The following is a 26,891-nucleotide window of genomic DNA, read 5'->3' as shown; positions in this document are numbered from 1 at the left end:
TCGAACGGAGCTTAGCGGGTAAACACCCGCTGCTGCTGGGTCCTGCGGCCGATCGGGGCCGGCGGGGTCGGGGCTCCGCCTCCGAACAGCCGCTCGAAGAAGTTCGGGCCGGACGAGCCGAAGCCACCGCCGTTGTTGGCCACCGCTACCCCTGACGGCAGCGTCGTCGCCGGGCGCGAATAGCTCGGCTGCGAGTGCGCCACGATGGCCTCGAGGTCCTTGCCGCGGTTGCCCTTCAGGATGTTGATCATGACCGCGTCGCGGCCATACACATCCTTGCGGAATTGCAGCTTGCCGGCGTCGTCCACGAAAGCGGTCTGATAGGTGATGTTGACCGGAATCGGCGTTGGGAATTTCAGGTCGATCTCGCTCTTGCCGTACATGCTGCGGATACGCTCCGGCGTGTACTTCTCGTTGGGCATCACGATGTTGAGCAGCACGGAGGCGTACTGATCCGGATTCTGCACGCGCATGCAGCCGTGGCTGAACGCGCGCTCTTCCTTGGCGAACAGGTGCTTGTCCGGCGTGTCGTGCTGATAGACCAGGAACTTGTTCGGGAAGTTGAAACGTATGCGGCCGAGCGCGTTGGCTTCGCCGGGCGGTTGCGAGATGTGCACCGAGCCGTCGCGGTTTTGCTCGAGCCTCAAGCCCATGCGCTGGAGCACGGTCGGATCCTGCTGCAGCGCCGGCAGGTACTCGTTGTAGACGATCGACGGCGGCACGTTCCAGGTCGGGTTGACCGTGATGTACTTCATCGTCTCGGTGAGGAGCGGGGTGGCTTGCTTGCCCGGCTTTCCGGTGACGACGCGTGTGGTCCAGACCTGCTGTCCACGCTGCATCACCTTCAAGGTGAAATCGGGAATATTGAGGATGACATAGGCATCGCCGAGCGCCGGCGCGCCGAGGTCTCGCGGCAGCCAGCGCCAGCGCTCCATGTTCACCAGCACCACGTCGATCTGCTTGTCGCGCTTCGGGGTGTTGAGCGCCTTGACCGTCTTGTCGTCGAGGATGCCGGTCGCCTTCATCTCGGCGCCGCTCTGGAATTTGCGCACGGCCTCGGCCACGGCCGCGTCGTAGCGGGTGTCGTTTGCGTTCTCGGTAATGCCGAGCTTGGCGCGCAGCTGCGGCACGCGCGGATCCTCCACGACGATCTCGGCCTGCTTCTTGCCGGCCGGGGTATATTTCAGCGCCGGACCGTCGGCGATCTCGATCACCGGGCCGTTGCCCTGGCCGCGCAGCTCGGCGAGCTTGGCCTTCAGCTCCTTGTAGAGCTTATGCGGCGGGTTGTAGCTGTCGAGCGCCGCGGAGGCATCCGCCGCGGTCGTGACCTTGGCGAGCACCTCGTTCGGATCGACCGGATGCTCGGGATAGAGGATGTCGCCGCTGGCCTGCGACCAGTGCATGCGGCCGCTCTGGGCGTGGCGCGCATAGTCGAACATGCTGGCGGTGAGCTTCAGCTCGGCGTCGGCGAGCGTATCGGGCGTCGTGGCGCTGGCGAAATCCGGCACCGCATAGTCGGCAGGGTTGAGGCCGTCGGAGGCCGCGTCCTTCAGCCGCGCGATGACGCCCTTGGCCGCGGCGGTCAGGCTGCCGCCTTGCGTCCAGACCGGCGCGAAGTCACGTGCGCCATAAAACTTCTCGATCGCCGCGCGCTCGTTCTTGCGGTCGAAATAGCGCGACGTCTTGGCGCCGATGATGTCCTTGAGCTTGTCGGCGACCGGCTGGTCGGCGGCGGGAACGTTGCTTGCGGCCTTGACCGGCTCGGCGGCCGGCGCCGCAGGAGCGACGGGCGGGGCGGTTGCGGTGTCAGCCTTGGCAGGTTCAGATTTGGCGGGCTCGGTTTTTGCGGACTCGCTCTTGGGCGCCTCGGTGGCAGGCGAGGTCGCGATGTCGGCAGGCTTGGTCTCGACCTTGTCGGGCGCCGGTGCGGCTGCGGCCTTCGCGGGTTCCCTGGCCGAGTCCTGAAGCGTCGCGGTGGTGTCGAGCTTGACGTCGGAGGCGGTCGGCGGCGGGACGTTGGCGGGCTCGGGACGCGGGATTGCGGCTTCGATCGCGAGCTCGGCAGCGCTGCTGCGCGCCTGATCCTGCGCCAGGGCCGAGCTGGCCGACACCGTGAGGAAGGTTGCCGCGACCGTCATCAAGACACGGTCAAAGCCCGCACGGTGGTTCAAACAGTCACGCATTGTGTCGCACCCCTCGGGTGAACTGTCCCTCGTGGAACAGCTTCGTTTTTCGCCTATGAGTTTCGGCTAAATCGCGCCGGCCTCTCGAAAGTTGCACGCCTGCACGCAACGATTCATACGCAGACGATATACAGGCCCCGGATTTGCAGCCAGCGCTAACCGGGACAACTCACGCCAAACTGACTTCAAGGGCGCCTCTTGGCAACGGATTGTGCGCTTGTCCCACGCGCTTTTCCCTGTGTCTGTCACTTCCAAGTCACGGTTCAGGGCGCAGTCGAATTCTATCGTCTTGCGAACGGCTTACTGCCGGTCTCGCATCGCCCCGCGAACCTCCGTTCGCATGAGGCTCAGTGCGTCTCTTCACCGCTTTTGCCGCCATGCCCGGGAACCCCGGCCTCGTCGAGTTTGCGATAGAGGGTGGACCGGCCGATTTTGAGGCGGCGGGCCACCTCGGACATCTGGCCGCGATAATGCGAGATCGCGAAGCGGATGATCTCGTTCTCCATGTCCTCGAGTGCGCGGACATCGCCGGTCGGGGTCAGCATGGCAAGAGTTCCCGCGGCCGGGAGCGGCGCGATGGGTATTTCATTCCCCGATACCATTGAAGGGGTCGCCGCCGGCTCGAGCATCAGCGGAGCGGTCGGAATCTCGGTTGCGGGATGCGGCTGCGATGCCAGCAGAGGGAAGTCGCCAAGACCGAGCTGATCGCCCTCGCTCATCACCACCGCACGGTAGACGGCGTTTTCGAGCTGGCGGATGTTGCCGGGCCAGTCGAGTTGGGCGAGATGTGCCATGGCCTCGCCGCTGATGCCGGTGATCTGGCGGTTCTCTTCGGCGGCAAAGCGCGCCAGGAAATGCCGGAGCAGATGCGGGACGTCCTCGCGCCGGGCCCGGAGCGAGGGGATCGTCAGCGGCAGCACGTGCAGGCGATAGAACAGGTCTTCGCGGAAGTGTCCCTGTTTCACCCGCTCCAGCAGCCGGCGATTGGTCGCCGAGACGATGCGGACGTCGACCTTGACAGGCTTGCGGCCGCCGACGGCCTCGACCGCGCCTTCCTGGAGCGCGCGCAGCAGCTTGACCTGCGCAGTGAGCGGCAGCTCGCTGACCTCGTCCAGAAACAACGTGCCGCCATGAGCTTCGACGAATTTGCCCATGTGCCGCTCGGTGGCGCCGGTGAAAGCCCCCTTTTCGTGGCCGAACAGAATGGACTCGACGAGGTTGTCGGGGATCGCGCCGCAATTGACCGCGACGAACGGCTTTGCCTTGCGCTCGCCGCTGCCATGGATGGCGCGCGCGAACAGCTCCTTGCCGACGCCGGACTCGCCTTCGATCAGAACGGGAATCGCGGAGTTTGCCGCCTTCTGCGCGGCGCGCATCACGCCGGCCATCGCTTCGGAGCGGGTGATGATGTCCGAGAAGGTCAGCCGACCCTCGCGGCTGTGCCGGATGCGCTGCAATTCGCCCTTGAGCGCGGAGGCGTTGAGCGCATTGCGCAAGGAGACCTGAAGCCGCTCCACACCGACCGGCTTGACCACGAAATCGGCCGCACCGGCGCGCATCGCCGAAATCACGTTGTCGATGCCGCCATGGGCGGTCTGCACGATGACTGGGACGCTGAGGCCGGCGTCACGGATCTTCGCCAGCACGCCCATGCCGTCGAGGCCGGGCATCACGAGATCGAGGATGACGGCATCGATCGGCGCTGCATCGGGGGCGGTGAGGGCGGCGATCGCGGCGTCGCCGGAATCCACGACGACCGTCTCATAGCCGCATTTCTGCACCATGTTCTCGACCAGCCGGCGAGCTACGGCGTCGTCGTCGGCGATCAAAATACTGGCAGCCATGGTGTTCCCCGCACGCTACTACTATCTGTCTCGAATCGGGGCACTCTGGCCGAAGCCGATTAACGCACTCTTAAACCTTGATGCCCCAGCCCGCCGTCGCGATTGTTGAACACAGGTTTCCCACACAATGACTTCGCGCTCCAAGAACGCTCTTGAAAAGCACGCTCTCCGCAAGCCTGCCGCTAAAGCATCCGCCGTCAAGAAATCTGCCGCCAAGAAAACTCCAGCCAAGGCAAAGTCCTCCAAAACGTCACTCGCCAGATCTTCGTCGGCAAAGCCTGCGAGCAAGACCGGCAAGCTTCCGGAGTGGAACCTGGCTGATCTTTATTCCGGGATCGATGCGCCGGAAGTGGCGCGCGATCTCGAAAAGATGGATGCCGACTGTGTCGCGTTCGAGACCGACTACAAGGGCAAGCTGGCGACAGGGACAGCAAACGAAGATGGCGGAAAATGGCTCGCGGAGGCGGTGCGACGCTATGAGGCGATCGACGATCTCGCCGGCCGTCTCGGCTCCTATGCCGGCCTCATCCATGCCGGTGACAGCGTGGACCCCAAGATTTCAAAGTTTTACGGGGATGTCTCCGAGCGGCTGACGGCCGCGTCCACGCATCTGTTGTTCTTCGCGCTCGAGCTCAATCGCGTCGATGACGATATTTTGAACCACGCGATGCAAACGCCCGAGCTCGCGTACTACCGTCCGTGGATCGAGGATCTCCGCAAGGAGAAGCCGTATCAGCTCGACGACAAGCTAGAGCAGCTCTTCCTGGAGAAGGCGCAGACCGGCTATTCCGCCTTCAACCGGCTGTTCGACCAGACCATCTCCAGCCTGCGCTTCAAGGTCGGGTCCAAGGAGCTGGCGATCGAGCCGACGCTCAATCTGTTGCAGGACCGCGACGGTGCCAAGCGCAAGGCCGCAGCGGAGGCGCTGGCCAAGACCTTCAAGGCCAATGAGCGTACCTTTGCGCTGATCACCAATACGCTCGCCAAGGACAAGGACATCTCCGACCGCTGGCGCGGCTTCAAGGACGTCGCGGATTCCCGCCATCTGAACAACCGCGTCGAACGCGAGGTGGTGGATGCGCTGGTCGCTTCCGTGCGCGCGGCCTATCCAAAGCTGTCGCATCGCTATTACGCGCTCAAGGCGAAGTGGTTCGGCAAGAAGCGGCTCGCATACTGGGACCGCAACGCGCCGCTGCCCTTTGCCGCGACCGACATCATCGGCTGGCCCGATGCACGCAACATGGTGCTGACGGCCTACCGCGGCTTCTCGCCCAGGATGGCCGACATCGCCGAGCGTTTCTTCACCGATCGCTGGATCGACGCGCCGGTGCGCCCGGGCAAGGTGCCGGGCGCTTTCTCGCATCCGACCACGCCGTCGGCGCACCCTTATGTGCTGATGAACTACCAGGGCAAGCCGCGCGACGTGATGACGCTCGCCCATGAGCTCGGCCATGGCGTGCATCAGGTGCTGGCGGCGAAGAACGGCGCGCTGATGGCGCCGACGCCGCTGACGCTGGCCGAGACCGCGAGCGTGTTCGGGGAGATGCTGACCTTCCGGCGGCTGCTCGCGCAGACCAAGAGCGCCAAGCAGCGCCAGGCGCTGCTGGCCGGCAAGGTCGAGGACATGATCAACACCGTGGTGCGCCAGATCGCGTTCTATTCGTTCGAGCGCGCGGTCCACACCGAGCGCAAGAACGGCGAGCTCACCGCGACGCGGCTCGGCGAGATCTGGCTGTCGGTGCAGGGCGAGAGCCTGGGGCCGGCCATCGAGATCAAGGCAGGCTACGAGAACTACTGGATGTACATCCCGCACTTCATCCATTCGCCGTTCTACGTCTACGCCTATGCCTTCGGCGATTGCCTGGTGAACTCGCTCTATGCGGTCTACGAGAACGCGGCCGAGGGTTTTGCCGAGCGCTATCTCGACATGCTCGCGGCCGGCGGCACCAAGCATTATTCCGAGCTGCTGCGCCCGTTCGGATTGGATGCCAAGGACCCTAAGTTCTGGGACGGCGGGCTCAGCGTCATCGCGGGGATGATCGACGAGCTGGAGGCGATGGGCTGAGGGGAGCCGGGCGACGTCCGTAAAACATCTGTTCAACCGGCCGTTTGTCATGTTATACATATGTATAACGCGGTAGATGTCGGCCATGAAAATCGAGATCAAGAAGATCGGCAATTCGGACGGGCTATTGCTGCCTCGTGAATTGATGCAACGGCTCGATCTCAAGCGCGGGCAGCAATTGCACATCGTGGAATTACCCGGCGGTGGTTTCCAGCTGTTGCCTTACGATCCCGACTTCGGGCGGACAATGGAAATTGCCGACGAGCTGATGGACAAGTATCGCGACACGCTCGCCGCGCTTGCAAAATAGCCGGCTGCGCGCATGAGCGATCTTCAGGGGCCGCTCTGGATCGCTTACGAGCAGGCCGTCGCAATTCATGGCCGGCAACTTCGCCGTTTTGGCGGGGCGCCAGGATTGCGCGACGAAGGCATGCTACGCTCCGCGCTGGAGTGGCCGGTCACCAAATGGCGCTGTGAGCAGGCGTCGATGGACGAACTCGCTGCAGCATACGCATTCGGCCTTGCGAAAAATCATGCATTCGTCGATGGAAACAGGCGCATCGCTTTCATGGCGATGATGGTCTTTCTGCACAAGAACGGTGCTGCCTTTATTCCCGATCCAGCGGAAGCGGCCACTATTGTCCTGTCCCTTGCCGCCGGCGAAGTCAGCGAGGAAAGCCTCGCGCGCTGGATCCGGGACAATTGGAATTCCAAATGACCCGATTTGCGGGAAAACCGCGTCCAGGTGCCGTTGCCCTGCCCGAAGCTTTGCGGTATCCCAGCCCAAGAATTCGACTTTAGACTGGGGACAATACATGGCTGACCATAGCGAAGTGGCGTACACCACCGCCGACGGCAACGATTACGTTGCCCACGAGCAGACCTATGAGGGCTTCATCAAGCTGGTGAAGTACGGCACGGCCTCGGTCGCGCTCATCGTCATTCTGATGGCGATCTTCCTGACCTGAACTGTCGGCAGGCTGCACACGCCAGCGGCAGCCACTGCCCAGAATATTTGCATCTAAGCCGGTCCCAAAACCGGTATCGAACGCTGCGGGAGTAACGCTTAGTTTTGCGCGCGCGCTGTCCCGCGCCGCCGGAGGGCCTATGAAGATCGCCGTTGCCAAGGAAATCGATCCGTCGGAGCCGCGGGTCGCCGCTTCGCCTGATACGGTGAAGAAGTTTAAGGCGTTGGGCGCCGAGATTGCCGTCGAGCCGGGCGCCGGCATCAAATCGGGCCTGCCGGATTCCGAATTCACCGCCGTAGGCGCCACCGTCAGCGCGGACGCGCTGAAAGACGCCGACATTATCATCAAGGTGAAGCGCCCCGAGGCCTCGGAGCTGTCGCAGTACAAGCGTGGCGCGCTCGTCATCGCCATCATGGATCCCTACGGCAACGAGGCCGCGCTGAAGACGATCGCCGATGCCGGTGTCTCCGCCTTCGCGATGGAGCTGATGCCGCGCATCACGCGCGCGCAGGTGATGGACGTGCTGTCTTCGCAGGCGAACCTTGCTGGTTACCGCGCCGTGATCGAGGGCGCCGAGGCCTTCGGCCGCGCCTTCCCGATGATGATGACGGCGGCCGGCACCGTGCCCGCCGCGAAGGTCTTCGTGATGGGTGTCGGCGTCGCCGGCCTCCAGGCCATCGCGACCGCGCGCCGCCTCGGCGCCGTCGTGACCGCGACCGACGTGCGGCCTGCGACGAAGGAACAGGTCGAATCGCTCGGCGCAAAATTCCTCGCCGTCGAGGACGAGGAGTTCAAGAACGCCCAGACCGCCGGCGGCTACGCCAAGGAGATGTCCAAGGAGTATCAGGCCAAGCAGGCCGCGCTCACCGCCGAGCACATCAAGAAACAGGACATCGTGATCACCACCGCGCTGATTCCGGGCCGGCCGGCGCCGAAGCTGGTCAGCGCCGAGATGGTCAAGTCGATGAAGCCGGGCTCGGTGCTGGTCGACCTCGCCGTCGAGCGCGGCGGCAATGTCGAAGGCGCGAAGCCGGGCGAGGTCGTCGATCTCGATGGCATCAAGATCGTCGGCTACACCAACGTCGCCGGCCGCGTCGCGGCCTCGGCCTCCAGCCTCTATGCGCGCAACTTGTTCTCTTTCATCGAGACCATGGTCGACAAGACAGAGAAGAAGCTCGCCGTCAATTGGGACGACGAGCTGGTCAAGGCGACCGCGCTCACGAAAGACGGCGCCGTCATCCACCCGAACTTCCAGCCGAAGGCATAAGGAGAGATCGCCATGGAGCATGTTGCACAGGTCGTCGACCCCTTCGTCTTCCGGCTGTCGATCTTCGTCCTCGCCGTCTTCGTCGGTTATTTCGTGGTGTGGTCGGTGACGCCGGCGCTGCACACCCCGCTGATGAGCGTGACCAACGCGATCTCCTCGGTGATCGTGGTCGGTGCGCTTCTCGCGGTCGGCGTCGGCATGGTTTCGAGCGGCTCGGGCTGGGCGCGCGGCTTCGGCTTCGTCGCGCTCGTCTTTGCCTGCGTGAACATTTTTGGCGGCTTCCTTGTCACCCAGCGCATGCTGGCGATGTACAAGAAGAAAGCCAAGTAAGCGGCCACCTCGGGCTGATGGGATAATGGGGACCTGAGATGAGCGCCAACCTCTCTGCATTTTTGTATCTCGTGGCGGGAGTGCTGTTCATCCTGTCGCTGCGCGGGCTGTCGAGCCCGGCGACGTCGCGCCAGGGCAATTTGTTCGGCATGATCGGCATGGGCATCGCGGTCGCGACCACGCTCGCCAGTCATCCGCCGGCGGACGGAGTCGCCTGGATCCTGGTGATCCTCGGCATCGCCATTGGTGGCGCCATCGGCGCGGTGATCGCGCGCCGCGTGCCGATGACCTCGATGCCGGAACTGGTCGCGGCCTTCCACTCGCTGGTCGGCATGGCCGCCGTGCTGGTCGCCGCCGGCGCGTTCTACGCGCCCGAGGCGTTCGACATCGGCACGCCCGGCAACATCCATGCCTCCAGCCTGATCGAAATGTCGCTCGGCGTCGCCATCGGCGCGCTGACCTTCACCGGCTCGGTGATTGCGTTCCTGAAGCTGTCCGCGCGCATGAGCGGCGCGCCGATCATCCTGCCGTTCCGCCACATCATCAACATCGTGCTTGCGTTGGCGCTGGTGTTCTTCATTTTCGGCCTGGTTCGTTCCGGCAGTGCGGTCGATTTCTGGCTGATCACAATCATCGCGCTGGTGCTCGGCGTGCTGATGATCATCCCGATCGGCGGCGCTGACATGCCGGTCGTGATCTCGATGCTGAACTCCTACTCCGGCTGGGCTGCGGCCGGCATCGGCTTCACGCTCGGCAATTCGGCGCTGATCATCACCGGCGCGCTGGTCGGATCAAGCGGTGCGATCCTGTCCTACATCATGTGCCACGCGATGAACCGGTCCTTCATCTCGGTCATCCTCGGCGGCTTCGGCGGCGAGACCGCCGCGGCCGGCGGCGGCACGGGCGAGCAGAAGCCCGCCAAGCTCGGCTCGGCGGACGATGCGGCCTTCATCATGAAGAACGCGCAGAAGGTCATCATCGTGCCCGGCTACGGCATGGCGGTGGCGCAGGCCCAGCATGCGCTGCGCGAGATGGGCGACATCCTGAAGAAGGAAGGCGTCGAGGTGAAATACGCCATTCACCCGGTTGCCGGCCGCATGCCCGGTCACATGAACGTGCTGCTCGCCGAAGCCAACGTGCCCTATGACGAGGTGTTCGAGCTCGAGGACATCAACTCCGAATTCGCGCAGGCCGACATCGCCTTCGTGATCGGCGCCAACGACGTCACCAACCCGGCGGCCGAAGAGGATAAGACCTCGCCGATCTACGGCATGCCCGTGCTTCAGGTCTGGAAGGCCGGCACCGTGATGTTCATCAAGCGCTCGCTCGCCTCGGGTTACGCCGGCATCGACAATCCGCTGTTCTATCGCGACAACACCATGATGCTGCTCGGCGACGCCAAGAAGGTCACCGAGAACATCGTCAAGGCGATGTAGCGCCGAGGCACGCGGACCGTGGCCATCGACAGGAATGGCACCGGTCCCGTCGCATGCCACTGAAGGCGACGCGCGAGCAGCGTATTGCCTGGCGCGCCGCCCACGAGGCGGCGTGCGGCTGCCGCGACGTTCCGGCCAGCCTTCGGCCCGAGGTCATGAAATTGCTGCGGAGCCGGCGCAAGCCCTGAGCCGAAAGGCGTGCTGCGCATCATGACCGTCTTCAAGTGGATCGCCGTCCTGCTCGTGACCGTCTATTGCGCCGGTCTCGTCATGCTCTATGTCCGGCAGCGCGAGATGCTGTTTCCGATCCCGCGCGTCGGCCGCACCGCCCCCGATGCCGCGGGCCTGCCCGGGGCGGAAGAGCACATCCTGACGACGTCGGACGGCGAGAAGGTCATCGTCTGGCACGTGCCGGCAAAGCCCGGCCGTCCCGTGATCCTGTACTTCCCGGGCAATGGTGATTTTCTCGCCGGCCGCGTCAGCCGCTTCAAGGCGATGACGGCTGACGGTACCGGGCTCGTCGCGCTGTCCTATCGCGGCTATGCCGGCTCGAGCGGCGCGCCCAGTGAGCAGGGCCTGCTGCGCGATGCCGCAGCCGCGTATGCCTTCACGAGCGCGCGCTATGCGGCGGAACGCATCGTCGCCTGGGGGTTTTCACTCGGGACGGGCGTCGCGGTTGCCATCGCCTCGGAGCATCGCGTTGGAAAACTCATCCTGGAGGCGCCCTATACATCGACGGCCGACATTGCGGCGGCATCGTTCTGGTACGTTCCGGTCCGCCTGTTGATGCGTGATCCCTTCCATTCCGACGAGCGCATCGCGCGCGTCACTGTGCCGCTCCTCGTGATGCATGGCACCAACGATCTTGCCATTCCGATCGCGTTCGGAGAGCGTCTGTTCGCGCTCGCCCATGAGCCCAAGCGGTTCGTCCGCATGGCCGGCGGGCACGACGATCTCGATCAATATGGCGCAATCGAAACGGCGAGAGACTTCATTGGCAATTGACAGCTTGTTTGCACGCCGCGGTTCTGCGCTTGCCGTCTTCTGCCTGCCTCTTCTGCCCCAGGATGCGCTTGCGGCGACCGGGCTGGACGGGGCGGCGATGCGCTGGCCCTATGCGCTGCCCTTTGCCGGCCTGTTGCTGTCGATCGCGCTGGGCCCGCTGCTGTTTCCGAAGATCTGGCATCATCACTACGGCAAGATCGCAGCTGCCTGGTCGGTGCTGGCACTTGCCGCGCTCATTGTCTTTGCCGGCAGCACGGCGACGCTGGCGGCGCTCGTCCATGCCATGCTCGCCGAATATCTCGGCTTCATCGTGCTGCTGTTCGCGCTCTATGTCGTGGCCGGCGGCATCCTCATCACCGGCGACATCAAGGCGACGCCCGCGACCAATTTGGGCATCCTTGCGCTGGGCACGTTCGGGGCGAGCATCGTCGGCACCACCGGTGCTGCGATGATCCTGATCCGTCCGTTGATCCGCGCCAACCGGCCTCGGCGCCACAACACCCATGTCGTCGTTTTCTTCATCATCCTCGTCGCCAATGTCGGGGGCGCGCTGAGCCCGCTCGGCGATCCCCCGCTGTTCGTCGGCTTCCTGCACGGCGTCGACTTCTTCTGGACCACGCGGACGATCTGGTTGCAGACCGCGATCGTGGCCGGGCTGCTGCTCGCCATCTTCGTCGTCATCGACCTCTGGCGCTTTCGCAGTGAGCCGCCGGCCGCCGATACCGGCCGCGGGGAGCCGCTGCGCATCCGCGGCCTCGTCAATCTGGTGCTGATCGCGGCCATCGTCGCGAGCCTGCTGGCGTCGGCGATGTGGAAGCCTGGCATTGCCTTCGACATTTTCGGCACCAAGCTGGAACTGGAGGACGTCGTGCGCAATCTGGCGATGCTGGCCATCGCTGCGCTCTCGGTATGGCTGACGCCCGACGAGCACAGGCAGGCCAACGGCTTCACCTGGGAGCCGATCCGCGAGGTCGCAAAACTGTTCGCGGGAATCTTCGTCGCCATCATCCCGGTCATTGCCATGCTCAATGCCGGTCATCACGGCGCCTTCGCCTGGCTGCTGTCGGCGGTGACTGCGCCGGACGGTGCGCCGCGCGAAGTCGCCTATTTCTGGTTCACGGGTCTGATGTCCGCGTTCCTCGACAATGCGCCGACCTATCTGTTGTTCTTCGAGCTGGCCGGCGGCGACCCGCAAGTGCTGATGCACCAGCTCTCGGGCACGCTCGCCTCGATCTCCATGGGGGCCGTCTACATGGGGGCGCTCACCTATATCGGCAACGCGCCGAACTTCATGGTGAGCAGCATTGCCAGCGAGAACGGCATCAAAATGCCGAGCTTCTTCGGCTATCTCCTGCGCGCCGGCGCCGTGCTGATCCCGCTGTTCGTGCTGCTGACGCTGCTGCCGGTCGCGCCGTTCCTGGACTGGCATTGAATCTCGCGCCTGATTTGCTACTGCTCATCCAGGAAAATGGAAGTTGTGGATGAGCGCGCATAGTCCGATGCCCCGGTCGACCTGGATCTTTCCGGCGCTCGCCGTGCTGTTGTTCGCAGCCGTCAGCGCGACGGACTACGTGTTCACGCTGTCGCCGGGCGGGCTCGTCTTCGCCATCGTGCTTCTGGTCATCCTGTTCGGCGCGGTGTTCGCCGCGGTTCATCATGCCGAAGTGATCGCGGAGCGGGTCGGCGAACCCTATGGCACGCTGGTGCTGACGCTCTCGGTGACCATCATCGAGGTCGCACTGATCACCACGATCATGCTCGGCGACAAGCCTGCCCCGGCACTGGCGCGCGACACCGTGTTCGCCGTGGTCATGATCGTCTGCAACGGCCTCGTCGGACTTTGCATCTTCATCGGCGGCCTGCGCTATCGCGAGCAGGGTTTTCAGCTCTCCGGCGCCAACGTCTATCTCAGCGTCCTGTTCGCGCTCGCGACCATCACGCTGATCATGCCGAACTACACCACCACCGCGCCCGGGCCCGTCTATTCGGCGATTCAGCTCGGTTTCGTCGACGTGGTCACGCTGGCCCTGTACGGCGTGTTCCTCTACACCCAGACCGTCCTGCACAAGGACTACTTCGTTCACGAGCGGTCGGACGGCGGCAGCGGCGAGGCGCATCAGTCGGGCAGGATGCTGGTGCTCAGCGTCGTGCTGCTGCTGGTTGCGCTGCTTGCGGTCGTGCTGCTCGCCAAGAAGTTCTCGCTCGTGGTCGACGCCGTCGCGATCAAGATCGGCGCCCCGCCGGCCTTTACCGGACTTCTGGTCGCGCTGCTGATCCTGATGCCGGAGGGGGTGGCGGCCGTCTCGGCGGCCCGCAAGAACGACCTCCAGAAGAGCATCAACCTCGCGCTGGGCTCGTCGCTGGCGACCATCGGGCTGACCATCCCGGCCGTCGGCGTTGCCACCTACGCGCTCGACAAGGAGCTCGAGCTCGGCCTCAACGCCCAGGGCAGCGTGCTCTTGCTCCTGACCTTCTTCCTGAGCATGCTGACCTTCGGCACAGGCAGGACCAATGTCCTGTTCGGACTGGTCCATATGGTGGTATTTGCGGTCTACGTGTTCATGGTCTTCGTGCCCTGAAGCGCAATAGGGGGAGTTCCGATGCTTGCCGCCAGGTCCGAGGTTCAGGTCGACAATGAGGAGGTCCGGGTGACGGAATGGCGCCTTCCGCCCGGCAGTGCCACCGGGCATCACACCCACGGCATGGACTACGTCATTGTTCCCGTCGCCGCGGGTGAAATGACCATCGTGGCGCCCGGCGGGGAGCGTTCCAAGGCGCAGCTTGCGGCCGGGAAATCCTATTTCCGCAAGGCCGGCGTCCAGCATGACGTACTTAACGAAACCTCAACCGAGATCGTGTTCCTTGAGATCGAGCTGAAGCCGTAAGTCCGACCTTACCCACTTGCCATCGATCCGTCGCAGTTGATCCCTTACTATGCCCCAAAGTTCCCGCATCAGATCGCGCGGGGAGTGGCCGGAATGCTGAAATACCTCGCTAAAATCTCGATGGATATTTTCCCCTCGGTGCTCGCGACGATCATCGGGGCGTATATCGTTAACCATTACATCAACGCCAAGCCGGCGGCTGATGCCCCTGCGGCCGTCGTGGCCCCGGCCGAGGCCGGAAAGAACGGCAACCCCGCCGATGTCGCCAATCTCCCTGCTCCCGGCGTCAAGGCCAAAGGCATTCCCGAAAAGAGCGTGACGGACAAGCCGGCGGCTGAGAAGGCTGCCGACCAGCCGGTCGTCGAGCACAAATCCGCGGATGTGACACCGGCCGAAGCCAGTCCGCGCAGCAAGCCGTCGGCGCGCGAGAAGGCGGCCGCCAAGTCTTCGCCGACGTCGACCCCGGCCGTCACTGCAGCCGCTCCCGCTGCCCCGGTGGCGGAGGCCAATTCGGCGCCGGCTGCGACCCCCGACGCCAACGATCTCGTCCGTGCCGCGATCGAGCGCCTGCGCAAATCGCCTGAGGGCAAGCCGTCCGAAGGCAGGTCGGTTGAGGCCAGATCTTCCGAGATCAAGCCCGCCGAGGTTCGGCCGTCCGAGGCCAGATCAGCCGAGAGGCCGACAGAGCCTGCGGTGCGGGAAGCCGCCCGTGCGACGCCAGAGGCCCCGCGGGTCATCAGTATGGAGCCGGCTACGGTCCGTCCGCTGCCGCCGCCGATCACGGTATCGACGCCTTCATCCGAGGCCTATGGCAATGATGGCTTCTCGTCGGCCGGTGCGCCCTACACCGCCTCGGTCAGCAAGGGCGATCCGAATCGGGTGACGCCGCCGGCTGACATTCCCGTGCCGGTGATCGCGCCGCCGCTGGATCTGCGCGCCGACGCCGGCGCCTCCTTGCCGCGGCCGAAGAAGACCAATGTCGCCGACGAGATGCTCTCGGGCATGAAGTCGATGTTCAACTCCGTTCTGCCGAAGAACGCCACCCCCGATTAAGGCAGCGACTGCGTTGCGCCCCTATCGTCAGCCGCCGACGCGGGCGAGGCCGCTGCGCGCGGCATCGTCGCGTGGGCGAAGCGAGACAGCCCTGGTGTAGGACGCCGCCGCCTTGGCCTTGTCGCCCAGCCGTTCATAGGCCTGTCCGCGCGTTGTCCAGACCTGGGCGTTGTGCGGATCGGCCTCGGAGGCCTCATCCAGATCGGCTGCGGCCTCCTTGACCTTGCCGAGCGCGAGATGGCTGGTGGCGCGGCCGAGCAGGGGCTCGACCTTCTGCGGGTTGAGCCCGCTCGCCGCGGTGAAATCGGCGATCGCGAAATCGTGCTGGTTATTGCCTTGATAGATCAGGGCGCGGCCATAGAGCGCCTGCGCATTATAGGGATCCAGCCCGACGGCGCGATTGAACTCGTCGAGTGCCGCCGCAGTCTCGCCTGACTTCGCCAGGGATTGGGCTTTCGCGGTGTGGGCCTGAGCCTCGGTGACGTTGCCGGTGCTCACCGCGCTCTCAACCGGTGCGGCCGCCTTGGGAGCTTCCTGAGGCTTGTCCTTCTCCGGCATCAGCGATCCCAGATCGAAGGAGCAGCCGCACAGCGCGATCCCCATCAAAACCAGCGCGAACGGCCGCTGCCAGATCTGGCGTAGCCGTGCCAAGCCGCGCTCGGGGAAAGGGGAGGCCATCTACGGTTCGCTCGCGCTAGAGCATGATCGGGACCCGAAGGCCCGCAGCGAAAAGTGTGTAGCGGTTCCGAAGAGATCATGCCCAGACAACAAACTAAAGCGCGATGACAATCTGTCCTATTTCATCGCGCTTTAGCGCCGCATCGGTCGTGCCCCGTCCCGGAAAGGCACCGCTCACAAACAATAACGCGGGCCAGAGGCCCGCGTCATCGGAAACTGAAGTCTTGCTAAACGCGCGAGGTCGATCAGCGCGGTCCGCGCGGACCTGCACCCGGGCCGCCACGACCGCCGCGGTCGCCACCGGGACCGGCGCCGAACACCGGCTTCGGCTTCATCGGCAGCAGGCCTTCGCGCTGCAGCTTCTTGCGGGCCAGCTTGCGCGCGCGGCGCACGGCTTCGGCCTTTTCGCGGGCCTTCTTCTCGGAGGGCTTTTCGTAGTGACCGCGGAGCTTCATCTCGCGGAAAATTCCCTCGCGCTGCATCTTCTTCTTCAGCGCCTTGAGGGCTTGATCGACATTGTTATCGCGAACGAGAACCTGCACGCGGCATCCTCTTCAGTGGATCGGATTTGAATTCTGGTAAGACGAAGGGGATGGCGAAACGCACAAGCCCTTAACCTTGAGGGCGCGGATGTATCAGACAAAACGGGGGATGTCCACCGGCCAGGCGGGGATTTGGGCCAAGTTCAGCCATTAAATAAGGCAAAATACCTCCGTGCGGCCCTGATTTGGGAGATTTGACGCCAAGTGTGGGGCCGTTTCCGGAGCCTTGTTCCGGAAACTTTGAAAGTAGGGGACGACACATGGATATCAAGAAATACGCCGCTGAAGCCATCGGCACGTTTTGGCTCACATTCGCAGGTTGCGGGAGCGCGGTGATCGCCGCCGGCTTTCCTCAGGTCGGAATCGGCCTGGTCGGCGTCTCCCTCGCGTTCGGCTTGAGCGTCGTCACGATGGCCTATTCCATCGGCCATATCTCGGGTTGCCACCTCAATCCGGCGGTCACGGTCGGTCTTGCCGCAGGCGGCCGTTTTCCCGCCGGGCAGATCCTGCCCTATGTGATCGCCCAGGTGGCCGGCGCGATCGTGGCCGCGTGGCTGCTCTATGTCATCGCCAGCGGGGCTCCCGGATTCGACGTCAGCAAGGGCTTCGCGTCCAACGGCTATGATGCGCATTCGCCGGGCCAGTACAGCATGATCGTCTGTTTCCTCACCGAAGTGGTGATGACCATGATGTTCCTCTTCATCATCATGGGTTCCACGCATGGCCGCGCGCCCGCCGGCTTCGCACCGCTCGCGATCGGGCTCGCGCTGGTGATGATCCATCTCGTCAGCATCCCCGTGACCAACACGTCGGTGAACCCGGCGCGCAGCACGGGCCCGGCGCTGTTCGTCGGCGGCTGGGCGACGGCGCAGCTTTGGCTGTTCTGGGTCGCGCCGCTGATCGGTGGCGCGCTGGGCGGGGTGATCTATCGCTGGCTCAGCGAGGAGCCGTCAGGCGTCGTCGCAGGCGCGAAGACGGCGTAGAGAGCGCTTTCGCGCGAAGCGGGATCGCAGCGATTGCCGCGGTCCTGCTACTTGCTCTTCGTCGGCCCGACTTCGGTAACGTGGCCCATCTTGCGGCCGGGGCGCGGCGCGCCTTTGCCGTAGATGTGCACCGTGGCACCGGGAACGGTCAGCCATTTTTCGTAATCGTTGATCTCATCGCCGATCAGATTGGTCATGGTGACGATTTCACCGTGGCGCACCGGCTTGCCGAGCGGCCAGCCGGCGATGGCGCGGATATGCTGCTCGAATTGCGAGACGGAGGCGCCGTCCAGCGTCCAGTGCCCGGAATTGTGCACGCGCGGGGCGATCTCGTTGACCAGCACCTTCGGTCCGGTGCCATTGGCGAGCACGAACATCTCGACGGCGAGGACGCCGACATAGTCGAGCGCCCTCGCGATCTTGCCGGCGATGCTGCGCGCGTCCTCGGCGAGCGAATCCGGGATCGGGGCGGGCGCGCGCGATATCTTCAGGATGTGGTCGCGGTGCTCGTTCTCGGTGACGTCGAAGCATTCGACCTGGCCCGTGATCGAGCGTGCGGCGATCACGGAGATCTCGCGCTCGAACGGCACGAAGGCTTCCAGGATTGCCGATTTCGTGGCGAGGCTGGTCCACACCTTGGCGATGTCGTCGCCCTCGCGGATGATGGTCTGGCCCTTGCCGTCATAACCGAAGCGGCGGGTCTTGAGTACGGCCGGCAGTCCGATCCTGGCGATCGCCTCGCGCAATGAAGCCACTGAGGTGACATCGGCATAGGCTGCAGTGCCGATGCCGAGCCGCGTCACGAAATCCTTCTCGGCGAGCCGGTCCTGGGTGGTCTCGAGAATCTTGCGGTTGGGCAGCACGGGTCGGCGTGCATCGAGCACCATCGCGGCCGCGGCGGGCACGTTCTCGAATTCGTAGGTGATGACGTCGACGTCGCCCGCGAACAGTTCGAGCGCTTCGACATCGGCATATTCGGCGCAGGTCGCGTTCAAGACGACGTCGAAGGCTGGCGAGTCCGGATCGGGCGAGAACACCTGGCAGCGCAGGCCGAGCCGTGCCGCAGCCATGGCCAGCATCCGGCCCAATTGTCCGCCGCCGAGGATTCCGATGGTGTCACCGGGCTTCAGCTTCACGTGCCTGGTATCGCTCACGCCTTGTCCTCCGGGCGCTCGGCGACGGCCTCGGTCTGAGCCTTGCGCCAGGCGGCGAGGCGATTGGACAAGGCCGGGTCGGACAAGGCCAATACGGAGGCTGCCAGCAGCGCGGCGTTGATCGCGCCGGCCTTGCCGATGGCGAGGGTGCCGACCGGGATGCCGGCCGGCATCTGGACGATCGAATAGAGCGAATCGAGGCCCTTGAGCGTCTTGGATTCGACGGGAACGCCGAACACCGGGAGCTCGGTCAGCGCCGCCGCCATGCCGGGCAGATGGGCCGCGCCTCCAGCGCCGGCGATGATGACTTTGTAACCAGCGGCCTTGGCCCCCTTGGCGAAAGCAAACAGCCGGTCGGGGGTGCGGTGGGCCGAAACGATGCGGGTGTCGGCGGCAACGCCGAGCGCGCCGAGCGTGTCGGCGGCATGCCGCATCGTGTCCCAGTCCGACTGGCTTCCCATGATGATGGCGATCGGCGCGGTCATGACGTTATTGTGCCCGAAAAACAGAAGGATAGGCCAGATTGACGGTTCCGGCCGGCGGCTCGCAAGGCGGTGGCAAGGAGAAGGGAATCCACTATCCTGTCTTGGTGAATCCCCGCAAGCCTTCAATTGAGCAGGATGCCCATGAAGAAACCAAAAAGGGCGAGCGCTGCGAAGGCCAAGAAGGGCCGGAAGACCAGCCTCGGCCGATCCAAAGCGGCCTCTAAGCGGCTGACCAAGCGTCCGGCGAAGCTGCAGGCGCGCGGCGCGTCGTCGGGCGATGGTGGAGCCAAGGACGGCCTCAGGGCGACGATCCGGGGCTTGCGGACCAAGCTCAGGGAGGCGCAGCGGCGGGTCGCGGAACTGGAAGCTGCGGCCGACACCGATTTCCTGCTCGAGATTCCCAACCGGCGCGGCTTCGAGCGGGAGCTGGCGCGCGCCATCGCCTATATGAAGCGCTACCGCGCCAGCGGGGCGCTGATCGTGCTCGACGTCGACCGGCTGAAGCCGATCAACGATTCGTTCGGTCATGGCGCCGGCGACGAAGTGCTCAAGGCGATTGCCGCCACGCTGACACGGCAGGTTCGTGCCTCCGACGTGGTCGGCCGGCTCGGGGGTGACGAGTTCGCGCTGCTGCTCTGGAATCTCAGCGAGACCGACGCCAAGGCGAAGGCCGCGGCGTTTGAGCAGGCGGTCGACGAATTATCCTTTGTCTTTCGCGGCCAGCACGTAGCCTCGGGCGCCTCCGCAGGGGTCGCGCTGCTGGGTGCGCAGTCCGACGCAGGCCGCGCCCTGGAGGAGGCGGATGCCGCCATGTATGTGCGCAAGGCGCACCGGCGGCACGAGCCCGGATCAGGCTGGTCAGCAGCTAGCGCATGATCCGGACCCGAAGGGCCGCGTCAGCGAACAGCGTGAAGCGGTGTTCCGACGGGATCATGCTCAAGCAATCAACCTTACAGCGTGGCGAGATCTTCGGGCACGTTGCCGAATTTGCGCAGCAGCGTGGCGTCGCCGAATTCGCCGGTCATGGGATCGCCGCTGCGGCTGAAGGCGACCGCGCCGATATGGCCTGCACCCCGCGATAAGATCTCGGCGCGCCGCAACGCGGCCGTCGAACTCTGGCATTCTTCCGCTGCGCCAGCGACAGGCGAGCCGTCGGCATCGATCAAAAAGGGCATTGCAACGTAATAGGTCACGTCCGACATGGCGTTGCTCCGGTGGAGCATGATCCGGACCCGAAGGGCCGCGTCAGCGAACAGTGTGAAGCGGTTTCCCGTCAGGATCATGCTTAAGTACAGAAGCGCGATCTCATCGCGCTTCGAAACTCAGGCGGCGCTGCTCCTGCTCCGCATCTTGCTGCGTGAGGCGTCCGGGATGCAGCCGGCGGAAATCGCCGCCTGCAATTCTTCCAGCTCTGCTTCCAGGTATTCGTTGGCCATGATCAGCGCCTTGATGGTGCTGCGCAGATTGCCATCGCACATCGCGATCGCCTGATCGCAGGCTTGTTCATAATGGCTGTTGTCGAGAAGGGCGGTTGCCGACATCTGCGTTGTCCTTGTCAATTGTTCTGGGCGTTTCCTGGAGGCGCCGGGGTGCCCAAATGTTCCTATTTTGTTCTTTTCGAGTCAAGCGGATTCATGTGGCGGGAGCCGCGAAGCCGCTCACGGATCAGGCGATGATGTCCGGCGTAATCTGGTCTTCGATGAACGCGATGCGGTCACGCAACAACAGCTTGCGCTTCTTCAAACGCTGCAGCCGCAACAGGTCGGGGGCGGGCGATTGATGCAGTGCATCGATTGCCGCATCGAGATCTCGGTGTTCCTGCTGCAACCGGGTGAGCTCGGCTTCGAGCTCACGCTCGTCTTCATTGGTCATGTCTGCGGTGGCCGAAAACCGATGGCGTGAGACTAAGGCTGTGGATGCCCTGTGGAAATTATCGTCCTTGCGCGGCGTGACCGCAAGCGATCTGCAACCCTCGCTCGTCGATCTCCCGCAACATATTTCTGCAGGGCGCTGAGGTGCCGCGCAAGCGCATTGATATCATGGATTTTTCCCGCGCGGTTCCCTTACTCACGCTTCGTTACATATGAATTTTCAAAAATGAAGCTGCGATGACGGATACCCATCGACAGAACGAATCGGTGATGTAGACTTCGTTGTCCGGATCGAATCCTGAGGTTCAACCCTACCGAGGAGGTTTCGAATGACAATTCAGGCACATCTCGTTGAATTGGAGCGGAAGCACAAACTTCTCGAAAACGAATTGCACGAAGCTCTCGTGCACCTTTCAACAGACGACCTGCAAATTGTTGAGTTGAAGCGCCGGAAGTTGATGGTCAAGGACCAGATCGAGCGTCTGAGGCACGGCGACACGCTCCACTAGTAACCCCCCGTAACAGCGTAGAGTTGATCGTACCTTCGCAGGGATGAGAGCCTTTGCGCTCATCCCTGCGGCAAGGTGCACACCTTGCAAAGATCCTTGCGCGATTAGATGTTTGCGAGCTCGGCGACGTGATCGGCGATCGCGAGCGACGACGTCAGTCCCGGCGATTCGATACCGAACAGATTGACCAGGCCTGCCACGCCATGGTCGCGCGGGCCCTGCATCAGGAAGTCCTGCGTCGCCACTGCGGGCGGCACGATCTTCGGCCGAATTCCTGAATAGCTCGGCATCAATGCACCGTCGGGAAGTGTCGGCCAGTATCTGCGGATCGCCGGATAGAAGCGCTCGGCGCGTGAGGCGTCGACCTCGTAATTGATCGTCTCGATCCACTCGACGTCGGGGCCGAAGCGCGCCTGGCCTGCCATGTCCAGCGTCAGATGCACCCCCAACCCGCCTGGTTCGGGCACCGGGTAGATCAGGCGCGAGAACGGCGCCTTGGCATTGCAGCTGAAGTAGTTTCCCTTCGCGAGGTATGCCGGCGGAATCCGGTCCAGCGGCATGCCCTCGATGTTGCGTGCCACATTCGTCGCCGAGAGCCCCGCAGCGTTGACGAGGAGGCTGCATTGCAGCGTCATTGGCGCTTCGCCGCCGGCTTCGATTTCGACGAGGCCGTTCGCTGCCTTGGCGCGGATCAGCGGGGTGTGAAACGCGAAGGCCGCGCCTGATGCCTCGGCTTCGCCGCGCAGCGAGAGCATGTAGGCGTGGCTGTCGATGATGCCCGTCGACGGCGACAGCAGCGCGGCATCGCAGGCGAGCGCCGGTTCCAGCGTGCGTGCCGCCTCGCCTGTGAGCAGCTGCATGTCGAGCACGCCATTGGCCTCGGCATGCGCCTTGATCGATTGCAGCTTCTCGGTCTCCTGCGGGCTGGTCGCGACGATCAGCTTGCCGCAATTCCTGTGCGGGATGCCGCGCTCGGCACAGTAGCGGTAGAGCGCGTGCTTGCCGTCGACGCACATGCGCGCCATCCAGCTCCCGGCGCGGTAGTAGATGCCGGCATGGATCACCTCACTGTTGCGCGACGAGGTGATGGTGCCGATCGCCTCGGCCTCCTCGAGCACGATGACCTCGCGCCCGGCCTGCGCCAGCTTTCGGGCCACCGCGAGCCCGACCACGCCGGCTCCGATGACGACGCAATCGACCCTATCCATGGTTGTGCAGGACGTCCGCTGGCATCAGGTCCGGGGCGAATGGCGCGGAGGCGTTTTCCGTTAAGGAAGAATTTATCATGTCAGGGCAATTGCCGTATTTTACGTCACATTTTTCTGTTGCGCGTACAGGCGTTTACCCGATCCAAACCCGTGAAGCCAGACAATCCGACGTTGAAATCGCGGGTGGCTGATGGCTGAGAAGAACTGGCACGAGGGCAGCACGCTACTGATTGCTGTGCAGGCCGTCGTGTGCCTGGCCGGCACGGTTGCGCCCGCGCGCGCCCTTGCGCTGTCGGACAGCTTCGCCGCGTCGAGCTATCTGGGTCAGCTGGATCCCAACGTGGTCTGGGAAGTCCTGATCGCGGGGATCGTCGTCTGCGCGTTCCTTGCCGCGATCGTGCTGTGGATCCATTCCTCGTTGCGCCGCACCAGGCGTTTGCAGTTGCGTCGCAACGCCTTCGTCTCCTCCGCCATGAACAATCTCAATCAGGGCGTGGTGATGACGGATGCGCAGCGCCGCATCATCTTCTGCAACGACCGCTATCTCGAGATTTACGGCCTGACGCGCTCGGAAGTCTGGACCAACATGAGTGGCCACGAGCTCCTCGAGCTGCGACGCAGGCGCGGCGTGCTCGGCCTCGCCTCCGACGAGGAATTCTACGAGAAAGCGGCAAGCACCAACGGTCTGATCACGGAACTGCCGGATGGACGGGCCATCCTGGTAAAATATTTCGTGCTGCCGAACGGCGGCTCGGTGGCGACACATCTCGACGTCAGCGAGCAGCGCAAGCTGTCGCGACAGCTCGCCTCGACCAAGCAGTTCCTCGAAACGGTGCTGGACAACGTGCCGGCCTGCGTGGCCGCGAAGAACATCGAGGACGGCCGCTATATCTTCGCCAACAGCGCCTATGAGCGGTTCTGGGGGTTCTCGCGGGATTATGTCGTCGGCAAGAATGCGCGCGAGCTGTTCGCGCCCGTCTCGGCGGCCACCATCGAAGCGACCGACCGCGCGGCGCTCAATTCGCCGGACGGTCAATTCCGCAATGAATTCGAGGTCGATCGTGGCGGCGAGCGGCGCATGGTCGCCTCGATCCGGATCGTGGTCCGCGACGAGAACAACAAGCCCGAATTCCTGATGCTCGTGTTCGAGGACATCACTGACCGCCGCGTGCTCTCGAAGGAGCTGGAGAGCGCCAAGAAGTTCCTCGATCTGGTGGTCGACAACATTCCGGTGGCGCTGATCGTCGAGCAGGTCAAGGACGGCCGCTATCTGCTCGCCAATCGCAGCGCGGAGACGATCCTCAACCGCCGGCGCGAGGAGGCCACGGGCCTGACCGCGTCCGACATCTTCAACCCCAAGGAAGCCAAGCTGATCATCGCGCGCGACGAGGCCGCGATCAAGAAGCGGGGGATGATCACCGAGGAGCATCCGATCTCCACCAAGGACGGCCTGCGGCTGTTCCTGACCCGCCGCGCCACCGTGCTCAATGACGCCGGCGAGCCGCAATATCTGATCAAGACCCACGAGGACGTCACCGACCGCCGGCAGACCGAGTCGCGCATGGCGCACATGGCCTATCATGACGGCCTCACCGATTTGCCGAACCGTGCTGCCTTCCTTCAGGCACTGACCCAGATGATCGAGGCCTGCGAAGGCACCGGCGAGGAGTTCGCCGTCCTCTGTGTCGACCTCGACGGCCTCAAGGAGGTCAACGACGTCTTCGGCCACGCGCTCGGCGACAAGCTCCTGATCGAGGTTGCCCAGCGGCTTCAGGACTCCGCGCGTGGCGGCGTGGTGGCGCGTCTGTCCGGCGACGAATTCGGCCTCATCATCGACGGCAAGCAGCCGGACGCGGGCCTTGCACTGGCGCAGCAGCTCGGCGAGGCCGTCGCAAAGGAATTCCAGATCGACGGCCGGGCGGTTCGCGCCGGCGCCACCACCGGCATGGCGGTCTTCCCGCACAATGGCAGCGATGGCGCCGCGCTGCTCGCCAATGCCGGTGCAGCGCTGTTCCGTGCCAAGCAGAAGTCCCGCGGTACGATCAGCCTCTACCAGCCGGAGATGGATCACCAGATCCGCGACCGCCGCGTGCTGCACCAGGACCTGTCGATGGCGATCAAGAACGGCGAGCTCTCACTCGCGTTCCAGCCGCAGGGGGCCGCGGGTGACAGCGTCGCCGAGAGCGAGATCATCGGCTTCGAGGCGCTGGCACGCTGGCAGCATCCGGTGCGCGGCCAGGTCTCGCCGGTCGAATTCATCCCGATCGCCGAAGAGAGCGGCCTGATCGTCGAGATGGGCGAGTGGATCCTGCGCGAAGCCTGCCGCGAGGCGGCGTCCTGGCCGAAGCCGCTCCAGGTCGCGGTCAATCTGTCACCGGCGCAGTTCATGCACGGCGACGTGGTCGGCCTCGTCCATTCGATCCTGATCGAGACCGGCCTTGCGCCCGGCCGGCTCGAGCTGGAAATCACCGAGGGCGTGTTGATCGAAGATTTCGACCGGGGCCTCGCGCTGCTGCGCCGCCTGAAGGCGCTCGGCGTGCGGATCTCCATGGACGATTTCGGCAGCGGCTATTCCTCGCTGAGCTATCTCCAAGCGTTCCCGTTCGACAAGATCAAGATCGATCGCGCCTTCATCGTCAATCTCGGTCGCAACCCGCAATCGGCGGCGATCGTCCGTGCGGTGATCGATCTCGGCCACGGCCTCGAAATGTCGATCATCGCCGAGGGCGTCGAGACGATCGAGCAACTCGCCTTCCTCGCCAAGGAGGGCTGCGACGGCGTGCAGGGTTATCTGCTCGGCAAACCCTTGCCGATCGGGAAATATGCCGGGCTCGTCGGCCGCGCTCAAGTCATGGAGCTTGCGCTCAAGACCGGCTAATGAAGATGGGGCGCTTTGCTCCTTCTCGACGGCTTCATGGCGGATTACGACCTCGCGATCATCGGCGGCGGGCTGAACGGTGTCAGCCTCGCCCGCGATGCGGCGGGTCGCGGCCTGCGGGTTATTCTGTTCGAGCAGGGCGATCTCGGCGGCGCGGCGTCGTCGGCAACACCGCGGCTGATCCACGGCGATTTGTCGGTGCTGGAGCGGCGGGGGTTCTGGCGCGTGCGCCGGGCCCTCGCCGAGCGCCGGATCTGGCTCCGGATCGCGCCGCATCTGGTCCGGCCGAAGCGCTTCGTGATCCCCGCGCATTCCGACGAGCGTCCGCCTTGGTTGCTTCGCGCCGGCCTGTACGTTTACGACGCGCTCACGAACCGGGGCGGCCTGCCGCCGTCAGCCACCCTCGACATCACGCATCATCCGGTCGGCGACGCGCTGAAGCGTCCGTTTGGGACGGCGTTCGAATATTCGGACTGCGTCGTCGACGATTCCCGCCTGGTGGTGCTTACGGCGCTGGACGCGGCCGAGCGCGGCGCTGCGATCCGGACCGGTGCTCGCTGCGTGCGCGCCGACAGGACCGACATTTGGCGGCTCGCGGTGGTCGATCGCGGCCATCGCCGCACGATCACGGCGCGGGCGCTGGCCAACACGACCGGAGCCTGGACGCCGACGGTCGCGGAGACGGTGCTGCGTCAGCCGCAGCCTGCTGTGGCGGCCATGCAGATGAGCCAGATCATCGTGCCCAGGCTGTTCGATTCAGACAACGTCTACGTCTTCCAGAACAGTGATGGACGACTGATCTTCGCATCCCCCTTCGAGCGCGACTTCACGCTGATCGGCACGGTGACGCATGCTTTCATCGGCGATCCCGCAATCGTTGCGATGCGAGGGGCGGATGTCGGCTATCTCTGCGAGGCGGCCAGCCGTTATTTCCGCGAGCGTGTTGCCCCGACCGACGTGGTCCGGACGGTCTCCGGCGTCAACTTGACGCCGGCGTCCGCGCGGCGAGGTGACGGCACGACCCTGTTTCACGCGCGCCGGCGCAAGGCGCCGCTGATCACGATGTTCGGCGGCGACGTCACCACCTCGCGTCTGCGCGCAGAGCGTGCGTTGACGAAGCTGACGCCGTTCTGTCCGATGACGCCACCCTGGACCGGCGGTGCAGCGCTGCCCGGCGGCGATTTCGCCTGGGACCGTTTCGACACGGAGGTGGACCTCGCACGCGATCGCTGGCGCTTTCTGTCCGAACCGGAGGCTCAGCGGCTGGTCGCGGCCTATGGCTCGCGCCTGGCGGCAGTGCTCGGTAACGCCAAGAGCCGTGACGAACTCGGCCCTGCTTTCGGTCCCGAACTGACCGGCGCCGAGGTGCGCCATCTGATGAGCCACGAATGGGCGCGCTTTCCGGAGGACATCCTGTGGCGCCGTTCCAAGCTTGGCCTGACCATGCCGGCGGCGGACCGTGATGCTCTGGCGGCGTTCATGTCGGCTGTGAAGGATCCATCCCGAACCGGTTGAGCAAAGTCCGATCGGCCGCTAGCGTGCGGCGG

The 26,891-nt window shown here is 64.4% G+C and carries 26 protein-coding genes and 1 pseudogene; 17 read left to right on the top strand and 10 right to left on the bottom strand.

Features of this window, described 5'->3' with window-relative positions; all coding sequences use genetic code 11:
• Positions 1–11 precede the first annotated feature (11 nt).
• Together RX330_RS31455 and RX330_RS31450 are read right to left on the bottom strand one after the other, a co-directional pair.
• Entirely contained in the window at positions 12–2,183 is a 2,172-nt protein-coding gene (locus RX330_RS31455) for a murein L,D-transpeptidase (protein WP_317241069.1), read from the bottom strand.
• 347 nt (positions 2,184–2,530) lie between these two features.
• Positions 2,531–4,027 (bottom strand): sigma-54-dependent transcriptional regulator, encoded by a 1,497-nt coding sequence (locus RX330_RS31450; protein WP_317241068.1) that lies wholly within the window; start codon positions 4,025–4,027, stop codon positions 2,531–2,533.
• Between the two features lie 127 nt (positions 4,028–4,154).
• Here RX330_RS31450 and RX330_RS31445 point away from each other — a divergent pair, with 127 nt between their 5' ends.
• The 12 genes from RX330_RS31445 (at position 4,155) to RX330_RS31390 (ending at position 15,036) form a co-directional block, all read left to right on the top strand.
• Positions 4,155–6,092 carry a M3 family oligoendopeptidase gene (locus RX330_RS31445; RefSeq protein WP_212088172.1) on the top strand — a complete coding sequence of 646 codons (1,938 nt, stop codon included), beginning with the start codon at positions 4,155–4,157 and terminating at the stop codon, positions 6,090–6,092.
• Between the two features lie 85 nt (positions 6,093–6,177).
• Positions 6,178–6,402, top strand: coding sequence for an AbrB family transcriptional regulator (locus tag RX330_RS31440; protein WP_212088174.1), 225 nt, complete (start codon positions 6,178–6,180; stop codon positions 6,400–6,402).
• 12 nt (positions 6,403–6,414) lie between these two features.
• A complete protein-coding gene (locus RX330_RS31435) occupies positions 6,415–6,810 on the top strand; it encodes a type II toxin-antitoxin system death-on-curing family toxin (RefSeq protein WP_317241067.1) in 396 nt (131 codons plus the stop codon).
• Positions 6,811–6,907: 97 nt separating this feature from the next.
• Complete coding sequence (locus RX330_RS31430) at positions 6,908–7,060, top strand: aa3-type cytochrome c oxidase subunit IV (protein ID WP_008136857.1); 153 nt, start codon at positions 6,908–6,910, stop codon at positions 7,058–7,060.
• 139 nt (positions 7,061–7,199) lie between these two features.
• Complete coding sequence (locus RX330_RS31425; protein ID WP_212088178.1) at positions 7,200–8,327, top strand: Re/Si-specific NAD(P)(+) transhydrogenase subunit alpha; 1,128 nt, start codon at positions 7,200–7,202, stop codon at positions 8,325–8,327.
• Between the two features lie 12 nt (positions 8,328–8,339).
• Positions 8,340–8,657: a proton-translocating transhydrogenase family protein gene (locus RX330_RS31420; RefSeq protein ID WP_135170766.1), complete on the top strand. Its 318-nt coding sequence runs from the start codon at positions 8,340–8,342 to the stop codon at positions 8,655–8,657.
• 38 nt (positions 8,658–8,695) lie between these two features.
• Positions 8,696–10,093, top strand: coding sequence for an NAD(P)(+) transhydrogenase (Re/Si-specific) subunit beta (locus RX330_RS31415; RefSeq protein WP_317241065.1), 1,398 nt, complete (start codon positions 8,696–8,698; stop codon positions 10,091–10,093).
• Positions 10,094–10,303: 210 nt separating this feature from the next.
• Entirely contained in the window at positions 10,304–11,098 is a 795-nt protein-coding gene (locus tag RX330_RS31410) for an alpha/beta hydrolase (RefSeq protein WP_212088182.1), read from the top strand.
• On the top strand, positions 11,058–12,530 hold the full coding sequence (locus RX330_RS31405; RefSeq protein WP_375848396.1) for a sodium:proton antiporter: 1,473 nt from the start codon (positions 11,058–11,060) through the stop codon (positions 12,528–12,530). The genes RX330_RS31410 and RX330_RS31405 overlap by 41 nt, the downstream gene beginning before the upstream one ends.
• A gap of 49 nt (positions 12,531–12,579) precedes the next feature.
• Complete coding sequence (locus RX330_RS31400; RefSeq protein WP_317241064.1) at positions 12,580–13,677, top strand: calcium:proton antiporter; 1,098 nt, start codon at positions 12,580–12,582, stop codon at positions 13,675–13,677.
• Between the two features lie 21 nt (positions 13,678–13,698).
• Entirely contained in the window at positions 13,699–13,983 is a 285-nt protein-coding gene (locus RX330_RS31395) for a cupin domain-containing protein (protein ID WP_317241063.1), read from the top strand.
• Between the two features lie 93 nt (positions 13,984–14,076).
• Positions 14,077–15,036: a hypothetical protein gene (locus RX330_RS31390; RefSeq protein WP_317241062.1), complete on the top strand. Its 960-nt coding sequence runs from the start codon at positions 14,077–14,079 to the stop codon at positions 15,034–15,036.
• Positions 15,037–15,063: 27 nt separating this feature from the next.
• On the opposite strand, the gene RX330_RS31385 is transcribed toward RX330_RS31390, so the two are convergent.
• Entirely contained in the window at positions 15,064–15,714 is a 651-nt protein-coding gene (locus tag RX330_RS31385; RefSeq protein WP_212088190.1) for a tetratricopeptide repeat protein, read from the bottom strand.
• Between the two features lie 245 nt (positions 15,715–15,959).
• Positions 15,960–16,256 (bottom strand): 30S ribosomal protein S21, encoded by a 297-nt coding sequence (gene rpsU / locus RX330_RS31380; protein ID WP_008546194.1) that lies wholly within the window; start codon positions 16,254–16,256, stop codon positions 15,960–15,962.
• A gap of 260 nt (positions 16,257–16,516) precedes the next feature.
• On the opposite strand from rpsU, the gene aqpZ reads away from it, so the two are divergent.
• Positions 16,517–17,239 (top strand): aquaporin Z, encoded by a 723-nt coding sequence (gene aqpZ / locus RX330_RS31375; protein ID WP_317241061.1) that lies wholly within the window; start codon positions 16,517–16,519, stop codon positions 17,237–17,239.
• Between the two features lie 47 nt (positions 17,240–17,286).
• Here the strand turns inward: aqpZ and RX330_RS31370 are convergent, their stop codons facing one another.
• Both RX330_RS31370 and purE read right to left on the bottom strand, forming a co-directional pair.
• A complete protein-coding gene (locus tag RX330_RS31370) occupies positions 17,287–18,393 on the bottom strand; it encodes a 5-(carboxyamino)imidazole ribonucleotide synthase (RefSeq protein ID WP_317241060.1) in 1,107 nt (368 codons plus the stop codon).
• Positions 18,390–18,878 (bottom strand): 5-(carboxyamino)imidazole ribonucleotide mutase, encoded by a 489-nt coding sequence (gene purE, locus RX330_RS31365; RefSeq protein WP_212088196.1) that lies wholly within the window; start codon positions 18,876–18,878, stop codon positions 18,390–18,392. The genes RX330_RS31370 and purE overlap by 4 nt, the downstream gene beginning before the upstream one ends.
• A gap of 141 nt (positions 18,879–19,019) precedes the next feature.
• Between purE and RX330_RS31360 the strand changes: the two are divergent.
• Positions 19,020–19,747, top strand: a pseudogene (locus RX330_RS31360) (GGDEF domain-containing protein).
• 81 nt (positions 19,748–19,828) lie between these two features.
• On the opposite strand, the gene RX330_RS31355 reads toward RX330_RS31360, so the two are convergent.
• The 3 genes from RX330_RS31355 to RX330_RS31345 all read right to left on the bottom strand — a co-directional run bounded on the left by RX330_RS31355 (position 19,829) and on the right by RX330_RS31345 (position 20,750).
• A complete protein-coding gene (locus RX330_RS31355) occupies positions 19,829–20,080 on the bottom strand; it encodes a hypothetical protein (protein WP_151647513.1) in 252 nt (83 codons plus the stop codon).
• A gap of 120 nt (positions 20,081–20,200) precedes the next feature.
• The gene (locus tag RX330_RS31350) at positions 20,201–20,419 is read right to left on the bottom strand and encodes a hypothetical protein (protein WP_212088200.1); all 219 of its coding nucleotides are present in this window, start codon (positions 20,417–20,419) and stop codon (positions 20,201–20,203) included.
• Positions 20,420–20,543: 124 nt separating this feature from the next.
• Positions 20,544–20,750: a YdcH family protein gene (locus RX330_RS31345; protein WP_008546179.1), complete on the bottom strand. Its 207-nt coding sequence runs from the start codon at positions 20,748–20,750 to the stop codon at positions 20,544–20,546.
• Between the two features lie 328 nt (positions 20,751–21,078).
• On the opposite strand from RX330_RS31345, the gene RX330_RS31340 reads away from it, so the two are divergent.
• On the top strand, positions 21,079–21,258 hold the full coding sequence (locus tag RX330_RS31340; RefSeq protein ID WP_026201910.1) for a YdcH family protein: 180 nt from the start codon (positions 21,079–21,081) through the stop codon (positions 21,256–21,258).
• Positions 21,259–21,362: 104 nt separating this feature from the next.
• Here RX330_RS31340 and RX330_RS31335 read toward each other — a convergent pair whose 3' ends face one another.
• Positions 21,363–22,466 (bottom strand): NAD(P)/FAD-dependent oxidoreductase, encoded by a 1,104-nt coding sequence (locus tag RX330_RS31335; protein WP_317241057.1) that lies wholly within the window; start codon positions 22,464–22,466, stop codon positions 21,363–21,365.
• Positions 22,467–22,656: 190 nt separating this feature from the next.
• Between RX330_RS31335 and RX330_RS31330 the strand changes: the two genes are divergently transcribed.
• Positions 22,657–25,344, top strand: a complete 2,688-nt coding sequence (locus tag RX330_RS31330) for an EAL domain-containing protein (protein ID WP_212088204.1) — start codon at positions 22,657–22,659, stop codon at positions 25,342–25,344.
• 36 nt (positions 25,345–25,380) lie between these two features.
• Positions 25,381–26,859 (top strand): glycerol-3-phosphate dehydrogenase, encoded by a 1,479-nt coding sequence (locus tag RX330_RS31325; protein WP_317244006.1) that lies wholly within the window; start codon positions 25,381–25,383, stop codon positions 26,857–26,859.
• Positions 26,860–26,891: the final 32 nt, after the last annotated feature.

The organism is Bradyrhizobium sp. NDS-1 (assembly GCF_032918005.1).
Classification (GTDB): domain Bacteria; phylum Pseudomonadota; class Alphaproteobacteria; order Rhizobiales; family Xanthobacteraceae; genus Bradyrhizobium; species Bradyrhizobium tunisiense.
The sequence above is the reverse complement of the archived record's forward strand: the minus strand, read 5'-3'. Positions and strand labels throughout refer to the sequence as shown.

Bases quoted from the DNA above. Each gene is read 5' to 3' on its own strand.
- RX330_RS31415 (WP_317241065.1), top strand. From the start codon at position 8,696: ATGAGCGCCAACCTCTCTGCATTTTTGTATCTCGTGGCGGGAGTGCTG.
- RX330_RS31440 (WP_212088174.1), top strand. From the start codon at position 6,178: ATGAAAATCGAGATCAAGAAGATCGGCAATTCGGACGGGCTATTGCTG.
- RX330_RS31355 (WP_151647513.1), bottom strand. From the start codon at position 20,080: ATGTCGGACGTGACCTATTACGTTGCAATGCCCTTTTTGATCGATGCC.
- RX330_RS31455 (WP_317241069.1), bottom strand. From the start codon at position 2,183: ATGCGTGACTGTTTGAACCACCGTGCGGGCTTTGACCGTGTCTTGATG.
- RX330_RS31335 (WP_317241057.1), bottom strand. From the start codon at position 22,466: ATGGATAGGGTCGATTGCGTCGTCATCGGAGCCGGCGTGGTCGGGCTC.
- RX330_RS31395 (WP_317241063.1), top strand. From the start codon at position 13,699: ATGCTTGCCGCCAGGTCCGAGGTTCAGGTCGACAATGAGGAGGTCCGG.
- RX330_RS31400 (WP_317241064.1), top strand. From the start codon at position 12,580: ATGAGCGCGCATAGTCCGATGCCCCGGTCGACCTGGATCTTTCCGGCG.
- RX330_RS31350 (WP_212088200.1), bottom strand. From the start codon at position 20,419: ATGTCGGCAACCGCCCTTCTCGACAACAGCCATTATGAACAAGCCTGC.
- RX330_RS31420 (WP_135170766.1), top strand. From the start codon at position 8,340: ATGGAGCATGTTGCACAGGTCGTCGACCCCTTCGTCTTCCGGCTGTCG.
- RX330_RS31450 (WP_317241068.1), bottom strand. From the start codon at position 4,027: ATGGCTGCCAGTATTTTGATCGCCGACGACGACGCCGTAGCTCGCCGG.
- RX330_RS31410 (WP_212088182.1), top strand. From the start codon at position 10,304: ATGACCGTCTTCAAGTGGATCGCCGTCCTGCTCGTGACCGTCTATTGC.
- RX330_RS31325 (WP_317244006.1), top strand. From the start codon at position 25,381: ATGGCGGATTACGACCTCGCGATCATCGGCGGCGGGCTGAACGGTGTC.
- RX330_RS31435 (WP_317241067.1), top strand. From the start codon at position 6,415: ATGAGCGATCTTCAGGGGCCGCTCTGGATCGCTTACGAGCAGGCCGTC.
- RX330_RS31445 (WP_212088172.1), top strand. From the start codon at position 4,155: ATGACTTCGCGCTCCAAGAACGCTCTTGAAAAGCACGCTCTCCGCAAG.
- RX330_RS31385 (WP_212088190.1), bottom strand. From the start codon at position 15,714: ATGGCCTCCCCTTTCCCCGAGCGCGGCTTGGCACGGCTACGCCAGATC.
- RX330_RS31345 (WP_008546179.1), bottom strand. From the start codon at position 20,750: ATGACCAATGAAGACGAGCGTGAGCTCGAAGCCGAGCTCACCCGGTTG.
- RX330_RS31425 (WP_212088178.1), top strand. From the start codon at position 7,200: ATGAAGATCGCCGTTGCCAAGGAAATCGATCCGTCGGAGCCGCGGGTC.
- aqpZ (WP_317241061.1), top strand. From the start codon at position 16,517: ATGGATATCAAGAAATACGCCGCTGAAGCCATCGGCACGTTTTGGCTC.
- RX330_RS31340 (WP_026201910.1), top strand. From the start codon at position 21,079: ATGACAATTCAGGCACATCTCGTTGAATTGGAGCGGAAGCACAAACTT.
- RX330_RS31330 (WP_212088204.1), top strand. From the start codon at position 22,657: ATGGCTGAGAAGAACTGGCACGAGGGCAGCACGCTACTGATTGCTGTG.
- purE (WP_212088196.1), bottom strand. From the start codon at position 18,878: ATGACCGCGCCGATCGCCATCATCATGGGAAGCCAGTCGGACTGGGAC.
- RX330_RS31390 (WP_317241062.1), top strand. From the start codon at position 14,077: ATGCTGAAATACCTCGCTAAAATCTCGATGGATATTTTCCCCTCGGTG.
- RX330_RS31430 (WP_008136857.1), top strand. From the start codon at position 6,908: ATGGCTGACCATAGCGAAGTGGCGTACACCACCGCCGACGGCAACGAT.
- RX330_RS31405 (WP_375848396.1), top strand. From the start codon at position 11,058: ATGGCGCAATCGAAACGGCGAGAGACTTCATTGGCAATTGACAGCTTG.